Annotated in this window: 21 protein-coding genes and 1 riboswitch; of the genes, 17 read left to right on the top strand and 4 right to left on the bottom strand. The window is 70.4% G+C overall.

All coding sequences use genetic code 11. From position 1 onward, the window contains the following. The first annotated feature begins 2 nt into the window (after nucleotides 1-2). The 10 genes from KBX34_RS27025 to KBX34_RS26980 all read left to right on the top strand — a co-directional run bounded on the left by KBX34_RS27025 (nucleotide 3) and on the right by KBX34_RS26980 (nucleotide 9,094). Entirely contained in the window at nucleotides 3-1,016 is a 1,014-nt protein-coding gene (locus KBX34_RS27025; RefSeq protein WP_099853676.1) for a DUF881 domain-containing protein, read from the top strand. Between the two features lie 60 nt (nucleotides 1,017-1,076). Next, entirely contained in the window at nucleotides 1,077-1,457 is a 381-nt protein-coding gene (gene gcvH, locus KBX34_RS27020) for a glycine cleavage system protein GcvH (RefSeq protein WP_088948243.1), read from the top strand. Nucleotides 1,458-1,671: 214 nt separating this feature from the next. Further along, a complete protein-coding gene (locus KBX34_RS27015; RefSeq protein WP_007071101.1) occupies nucleotides 1,672-2,124 on the top strand; it encodes an FHA domain-containing protein in 453 nt (150 codons plus the stop codon). A 50-nt stretch (nucleotides 2,125-2,174) separates the two neighbouring features. Further along, nucleotides 2,175-2,876, top strand: a complete 702-nt coding sequence (locus tag KBX34_RS27010) for a MerR family transcriptional regulator (protein WP_172862197.1) — start codon at nucleotides 2,175-2,177, stop codon at nucleotides 2,874-2,876. A gap of 184 nt (nucleotides 2,877-3,060) precedes the next feature. Continuing rightward, a complete protein-coding gene (locus KBX34_RS27005; RefSeq protein WP_088951760.1) occupies nucleotides 3,061-3,525 on the top strand; it encodes a bifunctional nuclease family protein in 465 nt (154 codons plus the stop codon). 197 nt (nucleotides 3,526-3,722) lie between these two features. Continuing rightward, complete coding sequence (locus KBX34_RS27000; protein WP_210927712.1) at nucleotides 3,723-4,319, top strand: MerR family transcriptional regulator; 597 nt, start codon at nucleotides 3,723-3,725, stop codon at nucleotides 4,317-4,319. Between the two features lie 268 nt (nucleotides 4,320-4,587). Continuing rightward, a complete protein-coding gene (locus KBX34_RS26995) occupies nucleotides 4,588-4,986 on the top strand; it encodes a group 1 truncated hemoglobin (RefSeq protein WP_088948240.1) in 399 nt (132 codons plus the stop codon). A gap of 2 nt (nucleotides 4,987-4,988) precedes the next feature. Next, on the top strand, nucleotides 4,989-6,170 hold the full coding sequence (locus tag KBX34_RS26990; RefSeq protein ID WP_210927710.1) for a globin domain-containing protein: 1,182 nt from the start codon (nucleotides 4,989-4,991) through the stop codon (nucleotides 6,168-6,170). A gap of 52 nt (nucleotides 6,171-6,222) precedes the next feature. Next, nucleotides 6,223-6,918 carry a DivIVA domain-containing protein gene (locus KBX34_RS34120; protein WP_088948238.1) on the top strand — a complete coding sequence of 232 codons (696 nt, stop codon included), beginning with the start codon at nucleotides 6,223-6,225 and terminating at the stop codon, nucleotides 6,916-6,918. Nucleotides 6,919-7,507: 589 nt separating this feature from the next. Beyond that, nucleotides 7,508-9,094 carry a substrate-binding domain-containing protein gene (locus tag KBX34_RS26980; RefSeq protein ID WP_210794060.1) on the top strand — a complete coding sequence of 529 codons (1,587 nt, stop codon included), beginning with the start codon at nucleotides 7,508-7,510 and terminating at the stop codon, nucleotides 9,092-9,094. A gap of 28 nt (nucleotides 9,095-9,122) precedes the next feature. On the opposite strand, the gene KBX34_RS26975 is transcribed toward KBX34_RS26980, so the two are convergent. Beyond that, nucleotides 9,123-9,779: an SDR family oxidoreductase gene (locus KBX34_RS26975; protein ID WP_210927708.1), complete on the bottom strand. Its 657-nt coding sequence runs from the start codon at nucleotides 9,777-9,779 to the stop codon at nucleotides 9,123-9,125. 148 nt (nucleotides 9,780-9,927) lie between these two features. Here KBX34_RS26975 and KBX34_RS26970 point away from each other — a divergent pair, with 148 nt between their 5' ends. The 3 genes from KBX34_RS26970 to gcvP all read left to right on the top strand — a co-directional run bounded on the left by KBX34_RS26970 (nucleotide 9,928) and on the right by gcvP (nucleotide 14,977). After that, nucleotides 9,928-10,995 (top strand): MerR family transcriptional regulator, encoded by a 1,068-nt coding sequence (locus KBX34_RS26970; protein ID WP_210794088.1) that lies wholly within the window; start codon nucleotides 9,928-9,930, stop codon nucleotides 10,993-10,995. Between the two features lie 67 nt (nucleotides 10,996-11,062). Next, nucleotides 11,063-11,911 carry an NAD-dependent protein deacetylase gene (locus KBX34_RS26965; protein ID WP_210794058.1) on the top strand — a complete coding sequence of 283 codons (849 nt, stop codon included), beginning with the start codon at nucleotides 11,063-11,065 and terminating at the stop codon, nucleotides 11,909-11,911. A 71-nt stretch (nucleotides 11,912-11,982) separates the two neighbouring features. Then, nucleotides 11,983-12,081: riboswitch (glycine riboswitch) on the top strand. 73 nt (nucleotides 12,082-12,154) lie between these two features. After that, on the top strand, nucleotides 12,155-14,977 hold the full coding sequence (gcvP, locus tag KBX34_RS26960; protein ID WP_210927700.1) for an aminomethyl-transferring glycine dehydrogenase: 2,823 nt from the start codon (nucleotides 12,155-12,157) through the stop codon (nucleotides 14,975-14,977). A 149-nt stretch (nucleotides 14,978-15,126) separates the two neighbouring features. Here gcvP and KBX34_RS26955 read toward each other — a convergent pair whose 3' ends face one another. Continuing rightward, nucleotides 15,127-15,327, bottom strand: coding sequence for a DUF5999 family protein (locus KBX34_RS26955; protein WP_007460326.1), 201 nt, complete (start codon nucleotides 15,325-15,327; stop codon nucleotides 15,127-15,129). Between the two features lie 123 nt (nucleotides 15,328-15,450). Here KBX34_RS26955 and KBX34_RS26950 point away from each other — a divergent pair, with 123 nt between their 5' ends. Together KBX34_RS26950 and def are read left to right on the top strand one after the other, a co-directional pair. Continuing rightward, nucleotides 15,451-16,701, top strand: coding sequence for a chorismate-binding protein (locus tag KBX34_RS26950; RefSeq protein WP_374223723.1), 1,251 nt, complete (start codon nucleotides 15,451-15,453; stop codon nucleotides 16,699-16,701). Between the two features lie 31 nt (nucleotides 16,702-16,732). Beyond that, entirely contained in the window at nucleotides 16,733-17,242 is a 510-nt protein-coding gene (def, locus tag KBX34_RS26945) for a peptide deformylase (protein WP_210927698.1), read from the top strand. A gap of 41 nt (nucleotides 17,243-17,283) precedes the next feature. Here the strand turns inward: def and KBX34_RS26940 are convergent, their stop codons facing one another. Together KBX34_RS26940 and KBX34_RS26935 are read right to left on the bottom strand one after the other, a co-directional pair. Further along, nucleotides 17,284-18,054 (bottom strand): GNAT family N-acetyltransferase, encoded by a 771-nt coding sequence (locus KBX34_RS26940; RefSeq protein WP_210927696.1) that lies wholly within the window; start codon nucleotides 18,052-18,054, stop codon nucleotides 17,284-17,286. After that, nucleotides 18,054-18,827 (bottom strand): TSUP family transporter, encoded by a 774-nt coding sequence (locus KBX34_RS26935; RefSeq protein ID WP_307871508.1) that lies wholly within the window; start codon nucleotides 18,825-18,827, stop codon nucleotides 18,054-18,056. Before KBX34_RS26935 ends, KBX34_RS26940 begins: the two co-directional genes overlap by 1 nt. A 183-nt stretch (nucleotides 18,828-19,010) precedes the next feature. Here KBX34_RS26935 and KBX34_RS26930 point away from each other — a divergent pair, with 183 nt between their 5' ends. Together KBX34_RS26930 and KBX34_RS26925 are read left to right on the top strand one after the other, a co-directional pair. Beyond that, the gene (locus KBX34_RS26930; RefSeq protein WP_141909448.1) at nucleotides 19,011-19,790 is read left to right on the top strand and encodes an endonuclease/exonuclease/phosphatase family protein; all 780 of its coding nucleotides are present in this window, start codon (nucleotides 19,011-19,013) and stop codon (nucleotides 19,788-19,790) included. Nucleotides 19,791-19,939: 149 nt separating this feature from the next. After that, nucleotides 19,940-22,048: a M14 family zinc carboxypeptidase gene (locus KBX34_RS26925; protein ID WP_210927694.1), complete on the top strand. Its 2,109-nt coding sequence runs from the start codon at nucleotides 19,940-19,942 to the stop codon at nucleotides 22,046-22,048. Nucleotides 22,049-22,106 lie beyond the last annotated feature (58 nt).

Genomic DNA, 22,106 nt, shown 5'->3' with positions numbered 1-22,106 from the left:
CGATGAGTGACGAGCAGACCGACACGGGGACGGGGTGGCCGCAGCCTGCGGGTCCGGCGCGGCCGGGTGGGCCGGCGGGTGAGCCGGATCCTCGTCCGGACGCGCCGGATCCGGACGAGTTGAGCCCGTTGGCGCCGCAGGGGCCGGCGGAGCGCGAGCCGGTCGATGAGCCGGCGGTGGAGGATGAGCCGGCGGTGGAGCCGGTCGACGACGGTGCGACGGTGGACCTGAGCGCGGTGCCGCGGTCGGGGGAGCCGGTTGCGGGTTCCGACGGGTTGGGTGAGCCGGTTGGTGAGTCGGCGGCGCCGGCGGCGGGTCGGTCCCGGTGGAGTACGGCCGGGGTGATGATCGCCGCGTTGTTGGCGTTGCTGGGTTTCACGTTGGTGGTGCAGTTGAAGACGACGTCGACGGATCCGACGTTGGGTGCGACGCGCCAGGAGGACCTGGTCCGGATCCTGTCGGATCTGGATGCGCGGGAGAACCGTCTTCAGCAGGACATCCGGGCTCTGGAGGACAGTCAGCGGCAGTTGCAGTCGGGTGAGCAGGGGCGTCAGGCGGCGTTGGACGAGGCGACGCGGCGGGCGGACGAGTTGGGCATCCTGGCGGGCACGTTGCCGGCGGTCGGGCCGGGGTTGACGGTGCGGTTCGACGCCGGTGCCAAGCCGATCTCGGCGAATCGGGTGCTGGACGCGGTGCAGGAGCTGCGGGGCGCTGGCGCGGAGGCGATGCAGATTTCCGGCGGTGACGGGGCGTCGGTGCGGATCATCGCGTCGACGTACTTCCTCGACGGGGACAACGGGTCGTTGGTGGTGGAGGGGCGTCGGTTGACGGCGCCGTTCACGATCACGGTGATTGGTGATCCGGCGACGATGCGCACGGCGTTGAACATTCCTGGTGGGGTGGTGGCGTCGGTCCGTGGTGTCGGCGGTAACGTGACGTTTGGGGAGCGTGAGGTTGCCGAGGTTTCGGCGCTGCACGTGCCGATCAAGTTGGAACACGCCCGTCCGGTCTCCTGACCGGCGCGGCCGCGCCGGATCCGGGTGGTCCGGGGCACCGATGGATGAAGGACGCGTCTGGTGATTCCCGAGGATCTGCGATACACCGCCGAGCATGAGTGGGTGGCGGGTGACGGCACGGGTTCGATCCGGGTCGGCATCACGCACTTCGCGCAGGACGCGCTGGGTGACATCGTGTACGTGCAGTTGCCCGAGGCGGGTGCGGTGGTCGCGGCCGGTGACTCGTTGGGTGAGATCGAGTCGACCAAGAGCGTGTCGGAGATCTACGCCCCGGTCGCTGGTACGGTCGCTTCCCGCAATGAGGCGTTGGGTGACACGCCGGAGCTGATCAACACTGATCCGTACGGTGAGGGTTGGTTGGTGGAGATCACGCCGAATGATCCGACCGCGACGGACGGGTTGCTCACGGCCGGCGCGTATCAGAAGATCACCGAAGGCTGAGTGTGCTTGATCCGGCGCGTGGGTTGTCTGCGCGCGTCCGGTTGCCCTGCATTTCGGCGCTGGCTAGGCTCGCCCAGTCGACCGAGAACCCAATAGTTGAGCGTTGCGGAATTGCCTTCCCGGGCACGGGGAGCCAGCCGCCGGGTGTTCAAGTGCCCGGCGGCCAGACCCGCCATTACCCGACGCCGACCGAACAGATCCGTGAGGTGGTCCCATGACGCGGCCAGACGACGAGTTCCCCCCGCTCGACGTCACTTCGACGCTCAATCTCGGTTCGCTCGACGAAGTGCTGGAGGGTCCGGACACCGATGTGGTGCCGAGCCGGATGTCCGGTTCGTTGCCGCCGGGTATGGCGCTGCTGGTGGTTCGTCGAGGCCCGAATGCGGGTGCCCGGTTCTTGTTGGACCACGATGTGACGACCAGTGGCCGGCATCCGGACAGTGACATCTTCCTCGATGACGTGACGGTGTCGCGTCGGCACGCGGAGTTCCACCGTGACGGTGGCACGTTCACGGTGCGGGACGTGGGTAGTTTGAACGGCACCTATGTGAATCGTGAGCGCGTCGAGGCAGCCACGTTGAGTAATGGTGATGAGGTTCAGATCGGTAAGTTCCGGGTCGTGTTCATCGCCGGTCCGCGCCCGGAGGAGGAGGCCGGCCGGGGGTGAACGAGCCTGCGGCCTCCACGTCACCCGGTGCGGCCCGGTCTCAGCCGCTGATGAGCATCGGTGAGGTGCTCGGGCAGTTGCGGGTGGATTTCCCGGACACCACGATTTCGAAGCTGCGGTTTCTTGAGGCTGAGGGTCTGGTCGAGCCGCAGCGGACGGCTGCGGGTTACCGGAAGTACAGCTGGGACGATGTGGCGCGGTTGCGGTTCGTGTTGACCGCGCAGCGGGACAAGTACCTGCCGTTGCGGGTGATCCGTGAGCAGTTGGCGCAGTGGGATTCGTCCGGTGAGCAGCCGGGGCGGTCGCGGCCGGCGTTGGTGGCGGTTGGTCCCGATGGTGCTGTGCCGGGCCGTGAGTTGGCGGAGCCGGCCGAGTCGTCGCAGGTGCGGCTCGGCCGGGCGGATCTCGTGGCGCGCAGTGGGATCGACGAGTCGACGTTGGTGGAGTTGGAGCGGCTCGGTGTGCTGGTGTCGGACCCGCCGGGGTGGTATGACGCGGACGCGTTGATCATCGCGTCGGCGGTGGCGGGGTTGGCGTCGTACGGGTTGGAGCCGCGGCATCTGCGGGGTTACCGGACTGCGGCTGACCGTGAGGTTGGTTTGTTCGCGCAGTTGGTGGCGCCGTTGGCGCGGCAGAGTGATCCGGCGGCGCGGGCGCGTGCGGCGGAGATGGCGCGGGAGTTGGTGGCGTTGTCGGAGCAGTTGCACGCGGCGTTGGTGCGGGTGGGTTTGCGGTCGACGTTGGGTCGGTGATGTGCCCGGTGGGTGGCGGCTGAGCGGAAAGATCTCTTCCGGGAAGCGTGCCGTAGGCTTGCCGGGGTAACCCCTTTCTGGCGCGGGCGTGGTGCTGTAGCGCATGGGACGGCCGTGTCGCGGTCCGTGTACCGTGCAGGGAAGGGCGCGGTGCGGCGTAGGTGACAACGACACGGAGGCGGCGGTGCGCGAGCTGAGCGTGGTCGGAGTTCGGGTGGAGCTGCCCAGCAACCAGCCGATCGTCCTGCTCAGGGAGGTCGAGGGTGACCGCTATCTGCCGATCTGGATCGGCGCGGTCGAGGCGACGGCTATCGCTTACGAGCAGCAGGGGGTCAAGCCGGCCCGGCCGTTGACCCACGATCTTCTGCGGGATGTGTTGGCGGCGTTGAAGGCGCCCTTGCAGGCGGTGGAGATCACCGAGCTCAAGGAGAACGTGTTCTACGCGGATCTGTTGATCGGTGATGGGGTGCGGGTGTCGGCGCGGCCGAGCGATTCGATCGCGTTGGCGTTGCGTGTCGGTGCGCCGATTCGTTGTTCGGAGCAGGTCCTCAGCGAGGCGGGGATCGTTATCCCTGACGAGCAGGAGGACGAGGTGGAGAAGTTCCGCGAGTTCCTGGAGCAGGTGCGTCCGGAGGATTTCGCGGGCTGAGGTGGGCCTGGGCTCTGCGCCTTGAAGTGTCACTGTGGGTGATGCTGCGGGCGGGTTGGTGATCTTTCTCGGTGGCTGCGCGGCGTGTCGCGTCGGTTCCTCCCTGGTAACCCCTGACGGTGGCGTTAGGGTTGCCATGTCGAGGGGTGCGCGTCCCGGAAACGACGCGTCGCCACACTGACGGGGAGGTTGTCCGGATGCACGAGCCGCGGGATTCTGATCCGGGTGGACAGTTCGATGAGCCTGGTGCCTCGTCGCCTCATGGGGTGGCTGAGGGTGAGGGTTCGGTTGGCTACCGGGGTGTGACGGCCTGCCACGCGGTGGGCATCAGTTACCGGCAGTTGGATTACTGGGCGCGGACGACGCTGGTGGTGCCGAGCGTGCGGGACGCCTCGGGTTCGGGGACGCAGCGGTTGTATTCGTTCCGGGACCTGGTGGTGTTGAAGGTCGTGAAGCGGTTGTTGGACGCGGGGGTTTCTCTGCAGAACATCCGTAAGGCGATCGAGGCGTTGCGGTCGCGTGGTGTGGAGGATCTGGCCGGGATCACGCTGATCTCCGATGGGACGACGGTGTATGAGTGCCGGTCCCCGGAGGAGGTGGTCGACCTGTTGCAGGGTGGCCAGGGTGTCTTCGGGATCGCGATCGGTGGGGCTTTCAAGGAGATCCAGGGGTCGTTGTCGCATCTGCCGGCGGAGCCGGCGACGAGCGGCCCGGCGGAGCCGGCGGCGGCGTCCGAGTCGGATCCGGTCGGTGACGAGTTGGCGGCGCGGCGGGCGCGGCGGCGGGCTGGCTGAACGCCGGGGGCGTTGGCGGGTTCCGGGTTTTTTTCGGTTCGTTTTGTCGCGACCGTCGGTGACGGTGGGCGGGTTCGCCAGGCCCTGTTGTCTATTGTGGACACTGTGGGTGTCGTTGTGGTGGCTCCTTGTGGAGATACTCATCGGTAGTGGTGACGCAGCGTGTCTTCGTGTTGTCGGGAACCCGATAAGGGGGCACTGACCGGAGGCGGTTGACACGCTATGGTCCGACACGGTTCTGGCCCCTTCACCCCCCGGAGGAATGACCGTGACGGTTACCGAAGAGACCGCGCCCGCCTCGCACTACGACCGCATTGGCGGTGCCAGCGCGGTGAAGGCGGCCGTTGACCTGTTCTACGACAAGGTGCTCGTCGACCCGGAGTTGGCGGGTTACTTCTCCGATGTGGACATGGTGGGTCAGCGGCGGCATCTGACGTTGATGTTGACCACGGTGCTGGGTGGCCCTGACGAGTACGCCGGTCGTGGGTTGGCGGAGGCGCACCAGCCGTTGAACATCCCGGTGGAGCACTACGCGATGGTCGGTGGGCACCTGGTGGTGACGCTGACCGAGTTGGGTGTGCCGGCGGACATCCTGGCGGACGTGCAGACGGTGCTGGGGCAGGTGCAGGACCAGGTGGTGTCCCGCGGAAACCGGTCGGGCGTCTGAGCGTGGACGCGGCCCGACTCAAGCAGAGTTGGTCGGTGGTCGCCGGGCACGGTGATCAGGTGCCGCTCTACTTCTACTCGACGTTGTTCCTCGCTCATCCCGAGACGCGGCAGATGTTCCCCACGAACATGGCCGGGCAGCGGGATCGCCTGGTGACGGCGTTGGGTCACATCGTGTCGAACGTGGACCAGGTGGAGCACCTGGTGGGTTTCCTGCAGGACCTCGGTGCGGACCACCGCAGGTTCGCGGTCCGCGCGGAGCACTACCCGGCGGTCGGTGAGGCGCTGTTGGCGACGTTGCAGCATTTCCTCGCCGAGCAGTGGACCGACGAGTTGGCGTCGGACTGGGCGGCCGCGTACGGGTTGGTGGCCCAGGTGATGACGGAGGCCGCGCAGGCCGCCGAGGCGGTGAACCCGCCGTGGTGGGTGGCGGAGATCGTGGCCCACGAGCGGCGGGCGTTCGACGTGGCGGTGTTGACGGTGCGCCCGCAGTATCTGTTGCCGTTCACTCCGGGTCAGTCGATCGGGGTGTCGCATCCGGCGGTGCGGTCGTGGCGGTACTACTCGCCGGCGAACGCGCCGCGTGCGGACGGCACGTTGGAGTTGCATGTGCGGGCCGCGCCGGGTGGGGCGGTGTCGTCTCGGTTGGTGTACGGGTCGGCGGTGGGGGATCGGATCCACCTGGCGGCGCCGGTGGGGGATCGGCTGGGGTTGTGGTCGGCGGGTTCCAGTGACCTTTTGTTGGTGGCCGCGGGGACGGGCTGGGCGCCGGTGAAGGCGTTGGTGGAGCAGGTCGCGGCGGAGGGTTCCCGCCGGCGGGTGGATCTCTATGTGGGGGCCCGTTCCCGCAGTGAGCTCTATGACAGCGAGGCGATCGACAAGTTGGCGTCGTCGTACCCGTGGTTGACGGTGACCTACGTGGTGGGTGCCGACGTGCACCGGCCGGGGGAGTTCGTGCACGCGGTGGATCGGGCGTTGGCCGACGGTGACTGGCGTTCCCGGCACGTGTTCGTGTGCGGGTCCGACGAGATGGTTTCGCATGCGGTGCGGACGTTGGCCCAGGCGGGTTTCCACGCGGGTCAGGTGCACCACGAGGGCCTGGGCGCGCAGTGGTATGGCGCGGCCTGGCGCACGGCGGTGCAGGAGACGACCGCCGGTGACACTTCGGGAGGTGGGCTCAGGTGAGCGCGAGAGGTGAGCTTGCGGGTCCCGCAGTCGCGATCGGAGGGGCGGACAGGTGAGCGCGACCCCGATCAGTCGGTATGACGGGATGCAGGTTTCCGGTGGTGTGCAGGTGCGGATGACCGCCGACCGGGTTCGGCGGTGGGAGTTCGGTGCCGCGTCGTTCGCCCGGCGTGGTTACGACAACGCCGACGTGGACCGGTTCCGGATGCAGGTGGCCGACGAGTTGGACCTGTTGGCGACGCAGATCGCGACGTTGCGGGCGGAGAACGAGCGGCTGACCGACCGGGTGGAGTTGCACCGGCACGGGGTGATCCCGAGTACGGGGGCGGCGGCGAAGGTCCCGGCGGCGCGGGAGGTGAATCTGCTGTCCGCGGCGCAGCGGGAGGCGGAGCAGATCATCGCGCAGGCGCATGACTACGCGCGACGGGTCGCCGAGTACGCCCGGGTGCAGTACGAGAGTTACCTGCATGCGGCGGAGGCGGAGGCGAAGCAGGAGGCGGAACGGGCGGTGGCGGAGTATCGCAGCGCGGCGGGGCCGAGCTTCGACGACACGGTGGCCACCCGGGAGGCGTTGCGGATCTTCGGCGAGATGATGGTGTCGCACATGCAGGCGGCGGCGCGGCATCTCGACGATGGCAGTGAGCAGTTGGCCCGCACGATGGACCGGATCGCCGCGGAGACGCCGGGTGCGCCCTTCGTGGGGGGCACGGCGGGGCAGTCGGCGTTGCCGCGGCACCAGCAGCGGTGACGCCGCCGGGGTGGGGTCCGCTTCTGCCGGACCTCGCCCCGGCTCCGGTGTTGGTGGGAACGACCAACCGCCGAGTTCGAGGCGGGTCCGCGAGGGCATGAAGATCGAGGGAGCTGCTGTGGCGCTGCCCGGGTCTTTCAGAGCCGGGGCGTAGCCGGGGCTGGTCGCCCACATCGCGCGTGCCGCTTGTCGTGGATCGACATAGACAGCATGACGCTATCTGTCAGAATCGACATAGACAGTGTGACGCTATCTGTTCAAATGCGAACAGGTGCAGTTTCGGCGACCGCTTTCAGGCCCTTGTCGCCTGTCAAGTAACTTTACGCGAAGATCAGTTACCGCTCGTTCAGGCGGCCGAAATTCGCGCGCGTTTGCAACTGTGAGAGAAGACATGACTACCGATAGTGGTGGCAGGGATCGTTCGTCGGTGACTACCAATCGTCATGGCCAGCGTGGTGCGGAGTTGGGCGGGGTTGAGCCTCCGCAACGCCATCGTCGCCGGCCTCGGCTCCGGAACAGATTTCTTGTGCTGACCTCTGTCGTTGTCGCGGGACTGGTAGTCGCCGCCACGACGAATTACGCGGGGATCATGGACAAGCTGTCACCGGGCTCGTCCTGCGGGAAGGGCGCGGAGTCCCTGCGCGTCGTCGTGGCCCCCGAGATTGTGCCTGCGGTGGCAGCGGCGGTGGGAAAGATGGGTGATGTCTGCGGTGCGGTGGATGTCGTCGGGGAAGATCCGGCGATCACGGCACAGAAGGGTGCGCCGGAAGGGCTGCAGGTGTGGATCCCGTCGTCTCGCATCTGGCTGGACAGCGTCGACCCGGACCGGCGTGTCTACCCCATCCACGACGACTCCCTGGCACGGTCTCCTGTGGTTCTTGCTGCGCCCGCGGGTGTGGCTGGTTCGCCCTGGGCCCGATCCGGCTTTTCGTGGGCGACGTTGTTGAGCGGTGTCGTGGGAGGGTCGGTCAAGCTCAGTATGGGTGACCCGACCCGGGACACCGCCGGTCTGCTGTCTTTCGTGGCGGTGCAGGCCGCCGCGGCCGTGCCTGGAACCGAGCCCGGCGTAGCGAAGCTTCGGGCCCTCGCGCTGCGCAGCAGGCTGCTCGACGCGGACGCGTCGGCCGGTGAGTTGCTACGTGTCGCCGCCGAGCAGGGCGGCGACAGAAAGGCCCTTGCCGACCTCGGGATGTTCCTGGTGCTCGAGCAGCAGCTCTGGAAGCACAACGATGGCCGGGACAATCCAGTGCTGAACCTGTATGCCACCGACATCGCGGTCGAGGCTGACTACCCCGTGGCGATCGCAGGTCAGTCCACCGCCACTGCCGTGCAGCGCCGGCTGCTCACCCAGTTCATTGGGGCGCTGCGATCGGTGGACACCAGCAACGCCCTGGTGGCCGCAGGTTTTCGCCTCACCGGTTTCGGGGGGCCGTCGCCTCGGGTCGGCGTACCCAAGGGTCTGCCCTTGAAGATCGCCGAGCCGACGGCGGTCGCAGACGTGAGCTTGGGCCTGGAAGCGGCCGAATGGTCCCGCTACCTACCGGAACGCTTTCGGGTGCTCGTGGTCGTCGACCGTTCAGGCTCCATGGCCGCTCCCGTGGTCGTCGGGCCGGGTCGCACCGAGACCAAGGCGACGCTGCTTCGGTCCTTCGGCGCTGTCGCCGCGCAGACGTTCACCAATGACACGGAACTCGGATTGTGGTTCTTTGGCACGCCAACTGCGAAAAGCCCGCCAACCGAGGTGGTTGTTCCCCTAGGGCCCATCACCGGCACCGTAAAGAGCGAAACGCGTCGCGAAGCCGTCGGCCGAAAGATTGCGGCATACACTCCTATTCCTGATGGCGGAACGCCGCTGTATAAGGCGGTGCTCGACGCCGTGGAGTATATGCAAACCAAGATCAGGCCAGATCGCCGGGCGATCGTCGTCGTCTTGACCGACGGCCGAGACGGAAACTCACCCCATGCCATGGACAAGGCGCAATTCCTCAAACAGCTCACCCAGAGCCAGCCCCCGGTGCCGGTGTTCTCGATCGGCATCGGCGAAAGCGCGGACCTGGACACGTTGCGCGCGGTCGCCGAGACAACCGGCGGCCGGGCCGAGGCCGCGCAGAACCCCAAAGATCTTGCCGCTGCGATGGCGAACATCTTCCTGGCAGCGGCCGGAGCAGGCGACTAGCGGCCCGGGGCGGGCGGCGCTGTCCCCGTCAGGCGTGGGCGGCCTGGACGGCGTCGGCGATCGGGGTGGGCCCGTCGACGAGTTCCAGGGTCGCACCGGCGGTGCCGGGTGTGTCCAGCAGTGCGGCGAGGACCAGGGCGACGTCGGCGCGGCTGATCGCGCCACGGCCGGCGTGCCGGGTGAGGGTGACCCGCCCGGTGGGCTCGTTGTCGGTGAGCTGGCCGGGTCGCAGCACCGTCCAGGCCAGGTCGCGGCCGCGCAGGTCGTCCTCGGCGGCGCGTTTCGCCCTCAGGTACGCCGCCCACACGTCGTCGGTGCCGGCGGCCGGTGGGTCGTCCACGCCCATGGAGGAGACCAGCAGGTAGCGGTGGACACCGGCGCGGGTGGCGGCGTCGGCGAGCAGCGCGGCGGCCCCCCGGTCGACGCTGTCCTTGCGGGCGGCGCTGCTGCCGGGGCCGGCGCCCGCGGCGAAGATCACCGCGTCGGCGCGGTCGAGGTGCGCGGCGACCTCGGTGACGTCGGCGTGTTCCAGGTCGCAGACGACGGGGGTGGCGCCGGCGGCGCGCAGTGTCGCGGCCTGCTCGGGGTTGCGGATCAGACCCACCGGGGTGTCACCGCGCTCGGCGAGGTGACGTTGCAGCAGTAGGGCGATCTTGCCGTGACCTCCGGCGATGACGACTCGCATATGACCAAACTACCGGCGGTGCCGCCAGCACGTGCGGCACAAGGCGTCCCAACCCGAAGCGCGCGGTCCGGGTCTTGACGTTGACCTTTGGTCAAGGCCCAGTCTGGTGCCTGTCGGTCGCCGTGACCGGCACGAGGAGGAAGCCGACGTGGGGCTGCTGACCATCGGGGCGTTCGCCCAGGCGGCGGGACTGACACCGAAGGCCCTGCGCCTGTACGACCAGGTGGGGGTGCTGCTGCCGGCCGCGGTCGATCCCGAGTCGGGGTACCGGCTCTACGACCCGGACCAGGTGCCGCTGGCCCGGCTGGTCGCCCAGCTGCGTCGCATCGGCATGCCGCTGGCGATGATCCGCACCGTGTGTGGGTTGGCGCCCGCGGCGGCGGCTGAGGCGATCACCGCGTACTGGCGGCAGGTCACCGCCGACACCGCGGCGCGCGCCCGGCTCGCCACCATCCTCGTGGATCATCTGTCCGGAGGGAGCACCACCGTGTCATCACCGAACCCCACCCTTGCCGTCCGTTACGCCTCCGACTGTGAGACCGGTGCCGTGCGCGACAGCAACGAGGACGCCGCGTACGCCAGCCAGCGGTTGCTCGCCGTCGCCGACGGGATGCGAGGGGCCGGTGGCGCGGACGCGAGCGCTGCCGCCATCGACGCCCTCAGGCCGCTGGAGCTCACGGACGCGCCGGCCGTGGAGCTGCTGACGATGCTCGCCGGTGCGGTCGCCGACGCCGACCGTGCGGTGCGCGGGTTGGCGACCGACGATCATCAGCCGGTCACCACGCTGACCGCGTTGCTGCGCAGCGGCTCCCAACTGGCCCTCGTGCACGTCGGTGACACCCGGGCGTACCTGTTGCGCGACGGTGAGCTGTCGCTGTTGACGCAGGACCACACGTGGGTGCGGGCCCAGGTGGATCAGGGTCGCCTCGACCCCGTTGAGGCCGCCACGCATCCGCAGCGGGCGATGCTGGTGCGTGCCCTCGGCGCCGGTCCGCAGGTCGAGGCGGATCTCGCGCTCCGTACGGCGCTGCCCGGTGACCGGTACCTGCTGTGCTCCGACGGGTTGTCCGCCGTCGTCGACCGGGCCGATCTGTGCGCGGTGCTGGGCGCGGCCACCGATCCCGAGCAGACGGTGCGGGGGTTGATGGACCTGGCGCGGGCCGAGGGTGCGCCGGACAACATCGCCTGCGTCGTCGCCGACATGGTGGCGGTGTAGACGTCGCGGCGCTTCCCGCCGGGGTGAGGGCTCGGCGTCGGCGGGTGCGCTGAGGCAGCATGGAGGGGTGACGGAGAGCTTCGACGCGTTGACCTCGCTGGTGGCCGGTGGTGGGGTGGTGGTGCTCAGCGGCGCGGGCCTGTCCACCGAGTCGGGCATCCCCGACTATCGGGGGCCCAGCGGGGTGGCCCGGCGGCACACCCCGATGACGTTCCAGGCGTTCACCCGTGACCCCCTCGCCCGGCGGCGCTACTGGGCGCGCAGCCACCTCGGATGGCGGTTGATCGCGGGCGCGGCGCCCAACGCCGGGCACCGGGCGGTCGCCGGGCTGCAACGGGCCGGGCTGGTCGACGCGGTGATCACCCAGAACGTCGACGGTCTGCACGGCGCGGCCGGCAGCACGTCGGTGATCGAGTTGCATGGTCGCCTCGACGAGGTGACCTGCCTGGACTGCGGCAACCTGACCTCCCGGGAGGAACTGGACCGGCGGCTGCGCGAGGCCAACCCGGATTTCGTGGCCCGGGTCGCCGCGGTCAACCCGGACGGTGATGTGGATCTCCCCGACGAGCAGGTGGCGGCGTTCCGGCCGGTGGACTGCGGGATCTGCGGCACCGGCATGTTGAAGCCCGACGTGGTGTTCTTCGGCGAGACGGTGCCGCCGCAGCGGGTGGCGCGCTGCTTCGCGGCCGTGGGGCAGGCCCGGTCGTTGCTGGTGCTGGGGTCGTCGTTGACGGTGATGTCGGGGCGACGTTTCGTGATTCGGGCGGCGAAACAGGGCATCCCGGTGGCGATCGTCAACCAGGGTCCGACGCGGGGCGACGCACACGCCAGCGTGTGCGTCGACGCCCCGTTGGGTGCGCTGCTGCCGGAGCTGGCCGCCCGGGTCGCCGGCAACGCGGCGACGGTCGGGGTCTGAACGGCGGGCACGGGGGCCGGGGTAGGACATCTGCGGGAAACACCGGCGCTGGTAGCGTTGGGAGCGCCGGTAACACCCACGTGGGAGAGACCGCCCGACAGCACGCAGGGCGGCGCCGAAGGGGCAAATCCTCCCCGGAACCTCTCAGGCAAAAGGACCTCGTGGGCAGGCACTGTGGAGCGCCCCCTGGGGTGCGACAGAGGGGGAGGCCGACACGTCGACCTCGCCCCGGGAGTGCCTCCTATGACCGTAGAGCAGTTCGCCACCCGTCACATCGGTCCCGGCCCCGACGACGAGCGTCGGATGTTGGAGGTCGTCGGGCACGGCTCGATCGACGAGCTGATGGACGCCGCGATCCCCGAGGTGATCCGCTGGCACGGCACCCTCGACCTGCCGGACCCGGCCACCGAGGCCGAGACGATCGCCGAGCTGCGCGCCCTGGCGGCCCGCAACACCGTCGCCGTCTCCATGATCGGTCTCGGCTACCACGGCACGCACACCCCGGCGGTGATCCGCCGTAACGTGCTGGAGGACCCAGCCTGGTACACGGCGTACACGCCGTACCAGCCGGAGATCAGCCAGGGCCGCCTGGAGGCGCTGCTGAACTTCCAGACGATGGTCACCGACCTGACCGGCCTGGCCACCGCGAACGCCTCCATGCTCGACGAGGGCACCGCCGCGGCCGAGGCCATGACCCTCGCGCGGCGGGCCTCCAAGAGCAAGAGCCGGGTGTACGTCGTCGACGCCGACGCGTTGCCGCAGACCATCGCGGTCATCACCAGTCGGGCCGAGCCCCTCGACATCGAGGTGCGGGTCGTCGACGTCGAGCGCGACGAGGTGCCGGCGGAGTTCTTCGGCCTGCACCTGCAGTACCCGGGAGCGTCCGGGGCGGTCCGGGACCACAGCGCCCTCGTCAAGGCCGCACACGCCACCGGGGCTCTCGTCACGGTCGCTGCGGACCTGTTGGCGTTGACGCTGCTACGGGCACCGGGCGAGATCGGGGCGGACATCGCCGCCGGCACCACCCAGCGCTTCGGCGTACCGATGGGCTTCGGTGGGCCCCACGCCGGTTACCTGGCAGTGCGGGCGGGCCTGGAGCGGATGCTGCCCGGGCGCCTGGTCGGGGTGTCACGCGACGCGGACGGCAACCCGGCCTACCGGTTGGCGTTGCAGACCCGCGAGCAGCACATCCGGCGGGAGAAGGCGACCAGCAACATCTGCACCGCGCAGGTGCTGCTCGCCGTGATGGCCGGCATGTACGCCGTCTACCACGGCCCGGACGGGCTGCGTGACATCGCGGCGCGTACCCATCAGATGGCGGCGCGGCTCGCGGCCGGGCTGCGCGCCGGCGGCGTGGACGTCGCGGACGTCGCGTTCTTCGACACCGTGACCGTCAGCGTGCCGGGCCGGGCCGCGCAGGTCGTCGCGGCGGCCGCCGAGCGGGGCGTGAACCTGCGGCTGGTCGACGCCGACCGGGTGGGCGTGTCCTGCGACGAGACCACCACGCTCGCGCACCTGGCGCAGGTGTGGGCGGCGTTCGGGGTGCCCACGTTCGACGGGGCCGTGGACGCGGCCCTGCCTGTCGACCTGGCCCGCACCAGTGACTTCCTCACCCACCCGGTGTTCCGCAGCCACCACTCCGAGACGGCGATGCTGCGCTACCTGCGCCGGCTGTCGGACTTCGACTACGCCCTGGACCGGGGCATGATCCCGCTCGGGTCGTGCACGATGAAGCTGAACGCGACCACCGAGATGGAGCCGATCAGCTGGGCGGAGTTCGCGCACATCCACCCGTTCGCGCCGGACGCGCAGACCGCCGGGTACCGGGAGATGATCGGCCAGCTGGAGTCGTGGCTGGCCGAGGTGACCGGCTACGACGCGGTCAGCGTGCAGCCCAACGCGGGTTCCCAGGGTGAGCTGGCCGGGTTGCTGGCGATCCGCTCCTACCACGCCTCGCGGGGTGAGTCGCACCGCGACGTGTGCCTGATCCCGTCGTCGGCGCACGGCACCAACGCGGCGTCGGCGGTGATGGCCGGCATGCGGGTCGTCGTGGTGGCCTGCGACGACGACGGCAACGTCGACCTGGTCGACCTCGACGCGAAGATCGACAAGCACCGGGACGCGCTCGCCGGGATCATGGTGACGTACCCGTCGACGCACGGCGTGTACGAGACCGGCATCGCGTCGCTGTGCGCGAAGGTCCACGACGCCGGCGGTCAGGTGTACGTCGACGGGGCGAACCTCAACGCCCTGGTCGGGTTCGCGAAGCCGGGCAAGTTCGGCGCGGACGTGTCGCACCTGAACCTGCACAAGACGTTCTGCATCCCGCACGGCGGCGGTGGCCCCGGCGTGGGCCCGGTCGCGGTGCGCGCGCACCTGGCGCCGTTCCTGCCCGGCGACCCGCTGGGCGCGCACGCGGACTCCACGCCGGCGATCTCGGCGGCGAAGTACGGGTCGGCGGGGATCCTGCCGATCCCGTGGGCGTACCTGCGGATGATGGGCGCCGAGGGGCTGACCCGGGCGACCGGTGTGGCGGTCCTGGCGGCGAACTACGTGGCGGCGCGCCTGCGGGGACACTTCCCGGTGCTGTACGCCGGCAACAAGGGCCTGGTGGCGCACGAGTGCATTCTCGACCTGCGGCCGTTGACGAAGGCGACCGGGGTCAGCGTCGACGACGTGGCGAAGCGGCTGATCGACTACGGCTTCCACGCGCCGACGATGTCGTTCCCGGTGGCGGGGACGCTGATGGTGGAGCCGACCGAGAGCGAGGACCTGGCCGAGCTGGACCGGTTCTGCGACGCGATGATCGCGATCCGGGCGGAGATCGAGCAGGTGGGTTCGGGGCAGTGGCCGGCGGCCGACAACCCCCTGGCCAACGCGCCGCACACCGCGGCGATGGTCAGCGGTGACGAGTGGCCGCACCCGTACCCGCGGTCGGTGGGCGCGTACCCGGCAGGGGTGGACCGGGCCGGGAAGTACTGGCCGCCGGTGCGGCGTATCGACGGCGCGTACGGCGACCGGAACCTGGTCTGCTCGTGCCCGTCGCCGGAGGCGTTCGAGGACTGACAACGCCGGGGGCGTTCGAGGACGAACGACGGCGAGCCGGGGCGGGCGGTGTTGGCCGCCCCGGCAGCCGCTGCGACCTGGGCTCGGTGTCCCTTACCGGGGGACCAGCCTGGGTCGACGGCGGCTATTCGGTGACTCTGAGTGGTCGATCAGGCGACGAGGGCGTGACGGGCGGGGCCACGGTGCGGTGCGATGCTGCTGCCGTCGGGGAGCAGCTCGCCGGTGTCCTCGAAGACGATGACACCATTGCAGAGCAGGCTCCAGCCCTGCTCACGGAAGCAAGCGAGGACTCGCGCGGCTTCCCGATCGGTGGCTTCAGCAGAGGGGCAGGTCGGTTGGTGCTGGCACATCGGGTTCTCCGGACTGTGGGGGCACTGTGTCATGGTTCACATGACCAGTGACGCACAGTACCAAGCGAAAGTGTCCAGCATCGAGCAGGTGCCCACCTGGCGCACCGGAAATCCACTGAACGGATGAGGAAGGTCGGACCGTACGGCGTGGAAACGCTCCCACAGGTTGGTGCCGCGGGCAGCGGCTCAGCTGCGTTGGCCGCGGGCAGTGGCCCGACCGCGTTGGTCGATGTGCCGGCGGCGCCGGCCGCGTGCCGAGGCGCCCTGACCGAACGCGCCCGACTGCAGTGGCGCCTCAGTGACGGCGGCGACCCCGCCGCAGTCGCCGAGGAGTTCCTCGCCGCGCACGGCCTGCCACTGCACGACCTCACCCGACCCGCCACCCGCCAGCACGACACCGGGGTCTGCGGGGCGGCGCTCTACCTGTCCGCCGCGGCCGGGGCCCACCTGGCCGGCGCACCCGGCGCGGCGCCCGAGCCCGCGCCGACCCTGCCCGACCTCGCCGTCGTCGTCTACGACCACCGCCCCACCCGGGCCACCGCACCGGGCGCACCGGCGTCGCCGTGGTGGCTCGGCGAGTGGACCGAGAGCTGGACGCCGCGTCAACACGCCGACGCCGTCGACCAGGTCCGCGCCGCCATCGGCCGCGGCGACGTCTACCAGACCAACCTCGTCGGTCACGCCGCCGCCCGCTACGCCGGCGACCCCCTGCCCGCCCTCAGCCGCCTCGGCGCGCTCCCCGGCGCCCGCTACGGCGGCGTCCTCACCGGCGAGGGCTGGGCCATCGGCTGCGCCTCCCCGGAAACCCTCATCGAGGTGACCGACGGACATCTGATCACCCGACCCATCAAGGGCACCCGCCCGGCCACCGCCACCGGCCGCGCCGAACTCCTCGCCAGCGCCAAGGAACGCGCCGAACACGTCATGATCGTCGACCTGGAACGCAACGACCTCGCCCGCATCGCCCGCACCGGCACCGTCACCGTCGACGACCTGTTCACCGTCCGCCGCTGGTGCGACCTGTGGCAGGCCGAGTCGACAGTCCGCGCCGCGGCCGCTGACGGCCTCGGCCTCGCCGACCTGTTGCGCGCCACCTGCCCCGGCGGGTCCGTCACCGGCGCGCCCAAGCGCGCCGCCCTCACCCAGATCGCCGCTCTCGAACCCGTCGGTCGCGGCGCCAGCATGGGCGCGCTGGGATGGGTCGCCCCCGGCCGCGTCGACCTCGGCCTGACCATCCGTACCGCCGCCGCCGACGGCCAGCACCTGCACACCTGGGCAGGCGGCGGCATCACCTGGGACAGCGACGCGTCCGCCGAAGTCGCCGAAGCCGCCGCGAAGACAGCCCCGATCCGCGCCACCCTGGCCGGGCGGTGACCCCACCGCCACCGGCGATACGCTGACCGACATGACCATGCGGCCCATCCGGATCATCGGCGACCCCGTCCTGCGCACCGAATGTGAACCGGTCACCACCTTCGACGTCGAGCTGCGGGCCCTGGTCACCGACCTGATGGACACCCTGCTCGGCGCCCCCGGCCGCGCCGGCGTCGCCGCACCCCAGATCGGCGTCAGCGCCCAGGTGTTCGTCTACGACGCCGACGGGCACCGCGGCCACCTGATCAACCCCACCCTCGAACTGTCCGACGAGCTCCAGGACGACGAGGAGGGCTGCCTGTCCATCCCCGGGCTGTACTTCCCGACCGCCCGGGCCCTGCACGCCACCGCCCGCGGCGTCGACCAGCACGGCGAACCGTTGACCATCGCCGGCAGTGGGTTCCTCGCCCGCGCCCTGCAACACGAGACCGACCACCTGCGCGGCACGCTCTACGTCGACACCCTGCGCGGTGACATCCGCCGCCGGGCCCTGCGCGAGATCCGCGCCGGCCGCTTCGACTCACCCAGCCGCCGCCGCTGACCCGACCGCGGGCGGCACCACCCGAGACGAGCGGCGAGGCGTCACCGGGCCGTCAGCGTCCACTCCTCGTAGTCGGCGACCCGGGTGAACCCCACCCGCTCGTAGAGCCTTACCGCCGCCGTGTTGTCCGCCTTCACGTTCAACGTGACGTGCTCCACGGTCTCGCGCAGCCGCACACACAACGCCGCCACCACCGCCGCGCCCAGCCCTCGCCCACGCCACAGCGGATGGGTCGTGACGTTGCCCAACGCCGCCACCCGGTAGGCCGGGGACCACACATGCACCCCGGCCACCGCCACCAGCTCACCGCCCTCGCGTACGCCCAGGTACTGCCCGGTGTCCAGCATCCGAGGATCGAACCAGTTCCCCGGGTACGCCCGCTCGTACAGGTGGCGCAGCCCCGGCAGGTCCGCCGGCCCGAGCACCACACCCTCCGGACGCACCGCCGACAACCGGACCGGATCGGTCAACGCCATCCGGTGGTGCGCACCACCGGAGTCCAACCGGAACGACCCGGCCAGCACGTCGGACAGCCCGGGGGAGAGGTGCGCGTACAACCGGGCGGGCAACCCCGGCGCAAGGTCGGCCAGCAACGCCGCCAGCGCCCCGGTGTCCGCCGGCGCCGCGAACGCCAGCAGCGTCGGCGGGTCCACCCCGCGATAGAGCAACGCGACCTGCTCCCCGGAGCGAAACCACGAGGTGTACGGGCAGAAGAAGTCGTCCAGGTCACCCAACTGGTAGGCGTGCAGCACCGGATCACGGCCCAGCAACCGCGCCAGGACCGCACGGTCATGCTCGGGGCGTACCGCCATCAGCGGGCCACCCACTGGTCGTACCCGAGCTTCGCGACCAACGCCACCACCACGACCAGCAGCACCACCCGCACGAACCCCGACCCGCGGCGCAACGCCATCCGCGCCCCCAGCACCGCGCCGGCGATGTTGCACACCGCCATCCCCGCGCCCAGCAGCCACCACACGTGCCCGGTCACCCCGAACACCACCAACGCGCCCAGGTTCGTGCCCGCGTTGACGACCTTCGCCATCGCCGAGCCGTGCACGAAGTCCGCGCCGATCACAGCGGTGAACGCCAACACCAGGAACGTGCCGGTCCCCGGACCGATCAGACCGTCGTACAGGGCGATGCCCACACCGGCCACCGCGATCACCACCGCCACCCGCACCGGAGTCCGCTTCGCCGGCACCGCCACCACCCCCATCCGGGGACGCAGCAGCACGAACACCGCCACCGACACCAGCACCACCAGCACGACCGGCCGGTACGCCGATGCCGGCACCGCCCCGGCCAGCGCCGCGCCCACCCCCGCGCTGAGCACCGCCACCCCCGCCGCCGGTGCCGCCACCCGCCAGTCGACCTTCGTCCGACGGGCGTACGTCGCCGCCGCGGTGGCCGTACCGAAGATCGCGGCCAGCTTGTTCGTGCCCAACGCGGTGGCCACCGGCAACCCCGGGGCAGCCACCAACAACGCCGGCAGCAGCAACAACCCACCACCACCGACCACGGCATCCACCCACCCGGCCATCGCGGCGGCGGCCAGCAGGGTACTCAGCGTCACGGCGTCCACGGGCGGCAATTCTGCCTACCCGACGCGCCCGACCAGCACCCGAGTGGCCAGCCTCACCCGGTCACCGACCCCTCGTACGCCGCAACCACACCCCCAACGCGCCGACCGCCACGAACACCAGCACGGAACACAGCAGCACCTTCAGCACCCGGCAACCATGCCACGGGCACGTAAGGTGCAGGAGTGCGCCTGGCCACCTTCAACCTGCTGCACGGACGATCCCTCACCGACGGGCTCGTCGACTCCGACCGCCTCGCCGACGCCGTACGCGCCCTCGACGCCGACGTGCTCGCCCTGCAGGAGGTCGACCGCGACCAACACCGCAGCGGCAAACTCGACCTCACCGCCATCGCCGCCCGCGCCCTCGACGCACCCCACCACCGCTTCGCCGCCGCCGTCGTCGGCACCCCCGGGGAACACTTCCGCCCGCTGCGCCACGACGACGACGGGCACGGCGAACCCTGCTACGGCATCGGCCTCATCAGCCGACACCCCGTACGCAGTTGGCACATCACCCGACTCAAACCGGCACCCGTCCGCTCACCGGTCTACGTGCCAGGCCCCCGCGGCGGCCTGATCCTCCTGCACGACGAACCCCGCGTCGTGCTCGCCGCCATCCTCGACACCCCGTACGGCCCGCTCACCGTGGCCGCGACACACCTGTCCTTCGTGCCCGGCTGGAACGCCCGCCAACTGCGACAGACCGTCCGCGCCCTGCGCGCCCTGCCCGCCCCCCGCGTCCTGCTCGGCGACCTCAACCTGCCCGCCGGCGCGGCCCGCCTCGTCTCCGGCTGGCATCCACTGGGCCGCCGCCCCACCTACCCCTCCGGGCAGCCCCGCGTCCAACTCGACCACATCCTCGCCGACCGGCACGCCCTCGACCAGCTCCCACCGGTACGGGCGGTCACCGCACCGGCGTCCACCATCTCCGACCACCGCCCCCTGCTGGTCGACCTCGGCTGAGCGTCATCGCCCGACCGGCCGCACCGTGGCTCAGCCGCGCCCGGGGGAGCACCGCCCCGAGACGCAAGATTCCCTCAAGATCATTGCATCGACCCACTTCGACGATCATGCTGGTCGACACGCGCCACGATCAACTCGTCGGAGGCCACATGAGACGTCAGCGATCCACCTTCATCGCCGTATCCACCCTCATCGCTCTCACCCTCACCACCGCACCCACCCCCGCCAACGCCCAGAGCGCCGCGGAACCCCACCAGGTCACCGCCCTCACCGTCCGCCAAGCCGACGGGTACGCCACCCTCGCCTGGCAACCCGTCGACGGCGCCACCGACTACCAGATCGAACGCACCGCCATCGACGCCAACGGCACCCCCACCGGCGCACCGACCATCGTCGGTATCTGGCGACCCAACCGCCAGATCAACCAACAGGCACCCACCTTCGCCGACGCCGGCTTCAACCCCGGCGACACCTTCCAGTGGCGCGTACGCGCCCGCACCGACACCACCGAACAGCCCTACTCCGACCCGGTCGTCGCCACCACCACCGCACCCTGGGGCAACCCCACGACCCCCGGCGAGCAACTGCGCACCGGCTGGGAGACCACCCACGCCGCGCAGTACACCAGCGACACCGACGAGTACGCCTACACCGCCACCATCGACGCCCTCAGCGACCGCGTCCGCGTCGTCGAACTCGGCCGCACCGTGCAGAACCGACCCATCAACATGATGGTCATCGGCCACCCCACCCCGGCGACCACCCCGGAAGCCGTCGCCGCCACCGCACCGGTGGCCATCAACTGCAACGTGCACGGCAACGAACCGGGCGACCGCGAGGCCTGCCTCATCATGGCCCGGCAACTCGCCTTCAGCACCGACCCCCGGATCACGGACCTGCTCAGCCGAACCACCGTCCTGATCGTCCCCACCATCAACGGCGACGGCCGGGCCAACAACACCCGCGGCAACTCCACCGGCCAGGACCTCAACCGCGACTACTCGCTCATCCGCCAGCCGGAAACCGCCGCGTACATCAAGATGGTCCGCGACTACCGACCCGTCGCCGGCTACGACGGCCACGAGTTCGGCAACTCCCGCGCCGGAGACCTGCCCATGCTGCCCCCGCGGCACCAGAACGTCGCCCAACCCATCTTCGACCAGTCCCAGGACATGATCGAAGGTCACATGTACGCCAAGGGCGCCGAAGCCGGCTGGTGGGCCTGCCCCTACGGCTGCGAAGGCGGCGGCAACATCGGCCTCAGCGAGGAAACCATCCTGCGCAACACCCTCGGCCTCAAGAACGTCGCCAACTCCCTGCTCGAACTGCGCAGCTCCGGCGGTCAGACCCGACCCGACGAGGGCAACACCGCCAACAACCGGCGCCGCAAGACCTACTCCGCGCTGTGGACCTTCCAGCAGTTCCTCGACTACCACCGCGCCGACCGTGCCGACATCCTCAACTCCCGCGCCGAGTCCATCGAGATCCAGGCCGCCAACACCGGCCGCCTCGTCTTCCGCGGCTCCCGACCCATCCCGGCCTACCCCGCCCCGCACCCCGGCGACAGCCCGCCGCCGCTGGACGCACCCCGCGCCGACCTCATCCTCGACAACGCCCCCTGCGCCTACAAACTCACCGACGAGCAGTACAACGGCGCCCGCACCGACGGACCCGGCGGCGTCGGCACCACCGTCGCGCAACGCATCGCCGCACACGGCTGGAAGGTCATCAAGACCGAGGACGGCTACTACGTCCCCCTCAACCAACCCGAACGCGGCCTCATCCCGCTGCTGCTCGACACCAAGGGCGTGGAGAAGCTGACCGACGGCGAACGCGTCTACCCGACCCTCACCGGCCGACGCAACGGACCACTGACCGTCTCCGGCTTCACCTGCGCCGACGACGCCACCATCAACGGCCCCGTCACCGTCCGGGCCGGCGCGGCACTCGTCGCGACCGGAACGACCATCAGCGGCCCGGTCACCGCCACCGGCGCCGCCGGCATCCTCCTCGCCGACACCACCATCAACGGCCCGGTCCAGATCGCGAAGACCACCAACGCGGTCTCCGTCATCGACGTCACCATCGCCGGTCCGGTCAGCCTGACCGGCAACACCACCGGCACCGACGCACCCCTGCTGGCCGGAAACACCATCCGCGGCCCGCTCAACTGCACGGCAAACAGCCCCGCCCCGACCAACCTGGGCGTCGCCAACACCGTGCACGGCCCCCGCACCACCCAGTGCGCGGCACTGTGACGGCCACCTGACCGAACCGAACTGCCGGCGGCCCGGGTCTCGAAACCCCCCCCCCCGC

This window comes from Micromonospora sp. M61 (genome assembly GCF_018070245.1).
GTDB lineage: Bacteria > Actinomycetota > Actinomycetes > Mycobacteriales > Micromonosporaceae > Micromonospora > Micromonospora zamorensis.
Note: the sequence above shows the minus strand (reverse complement) of the source record. Positions and strands in the feature narration are given on the sequence as shown.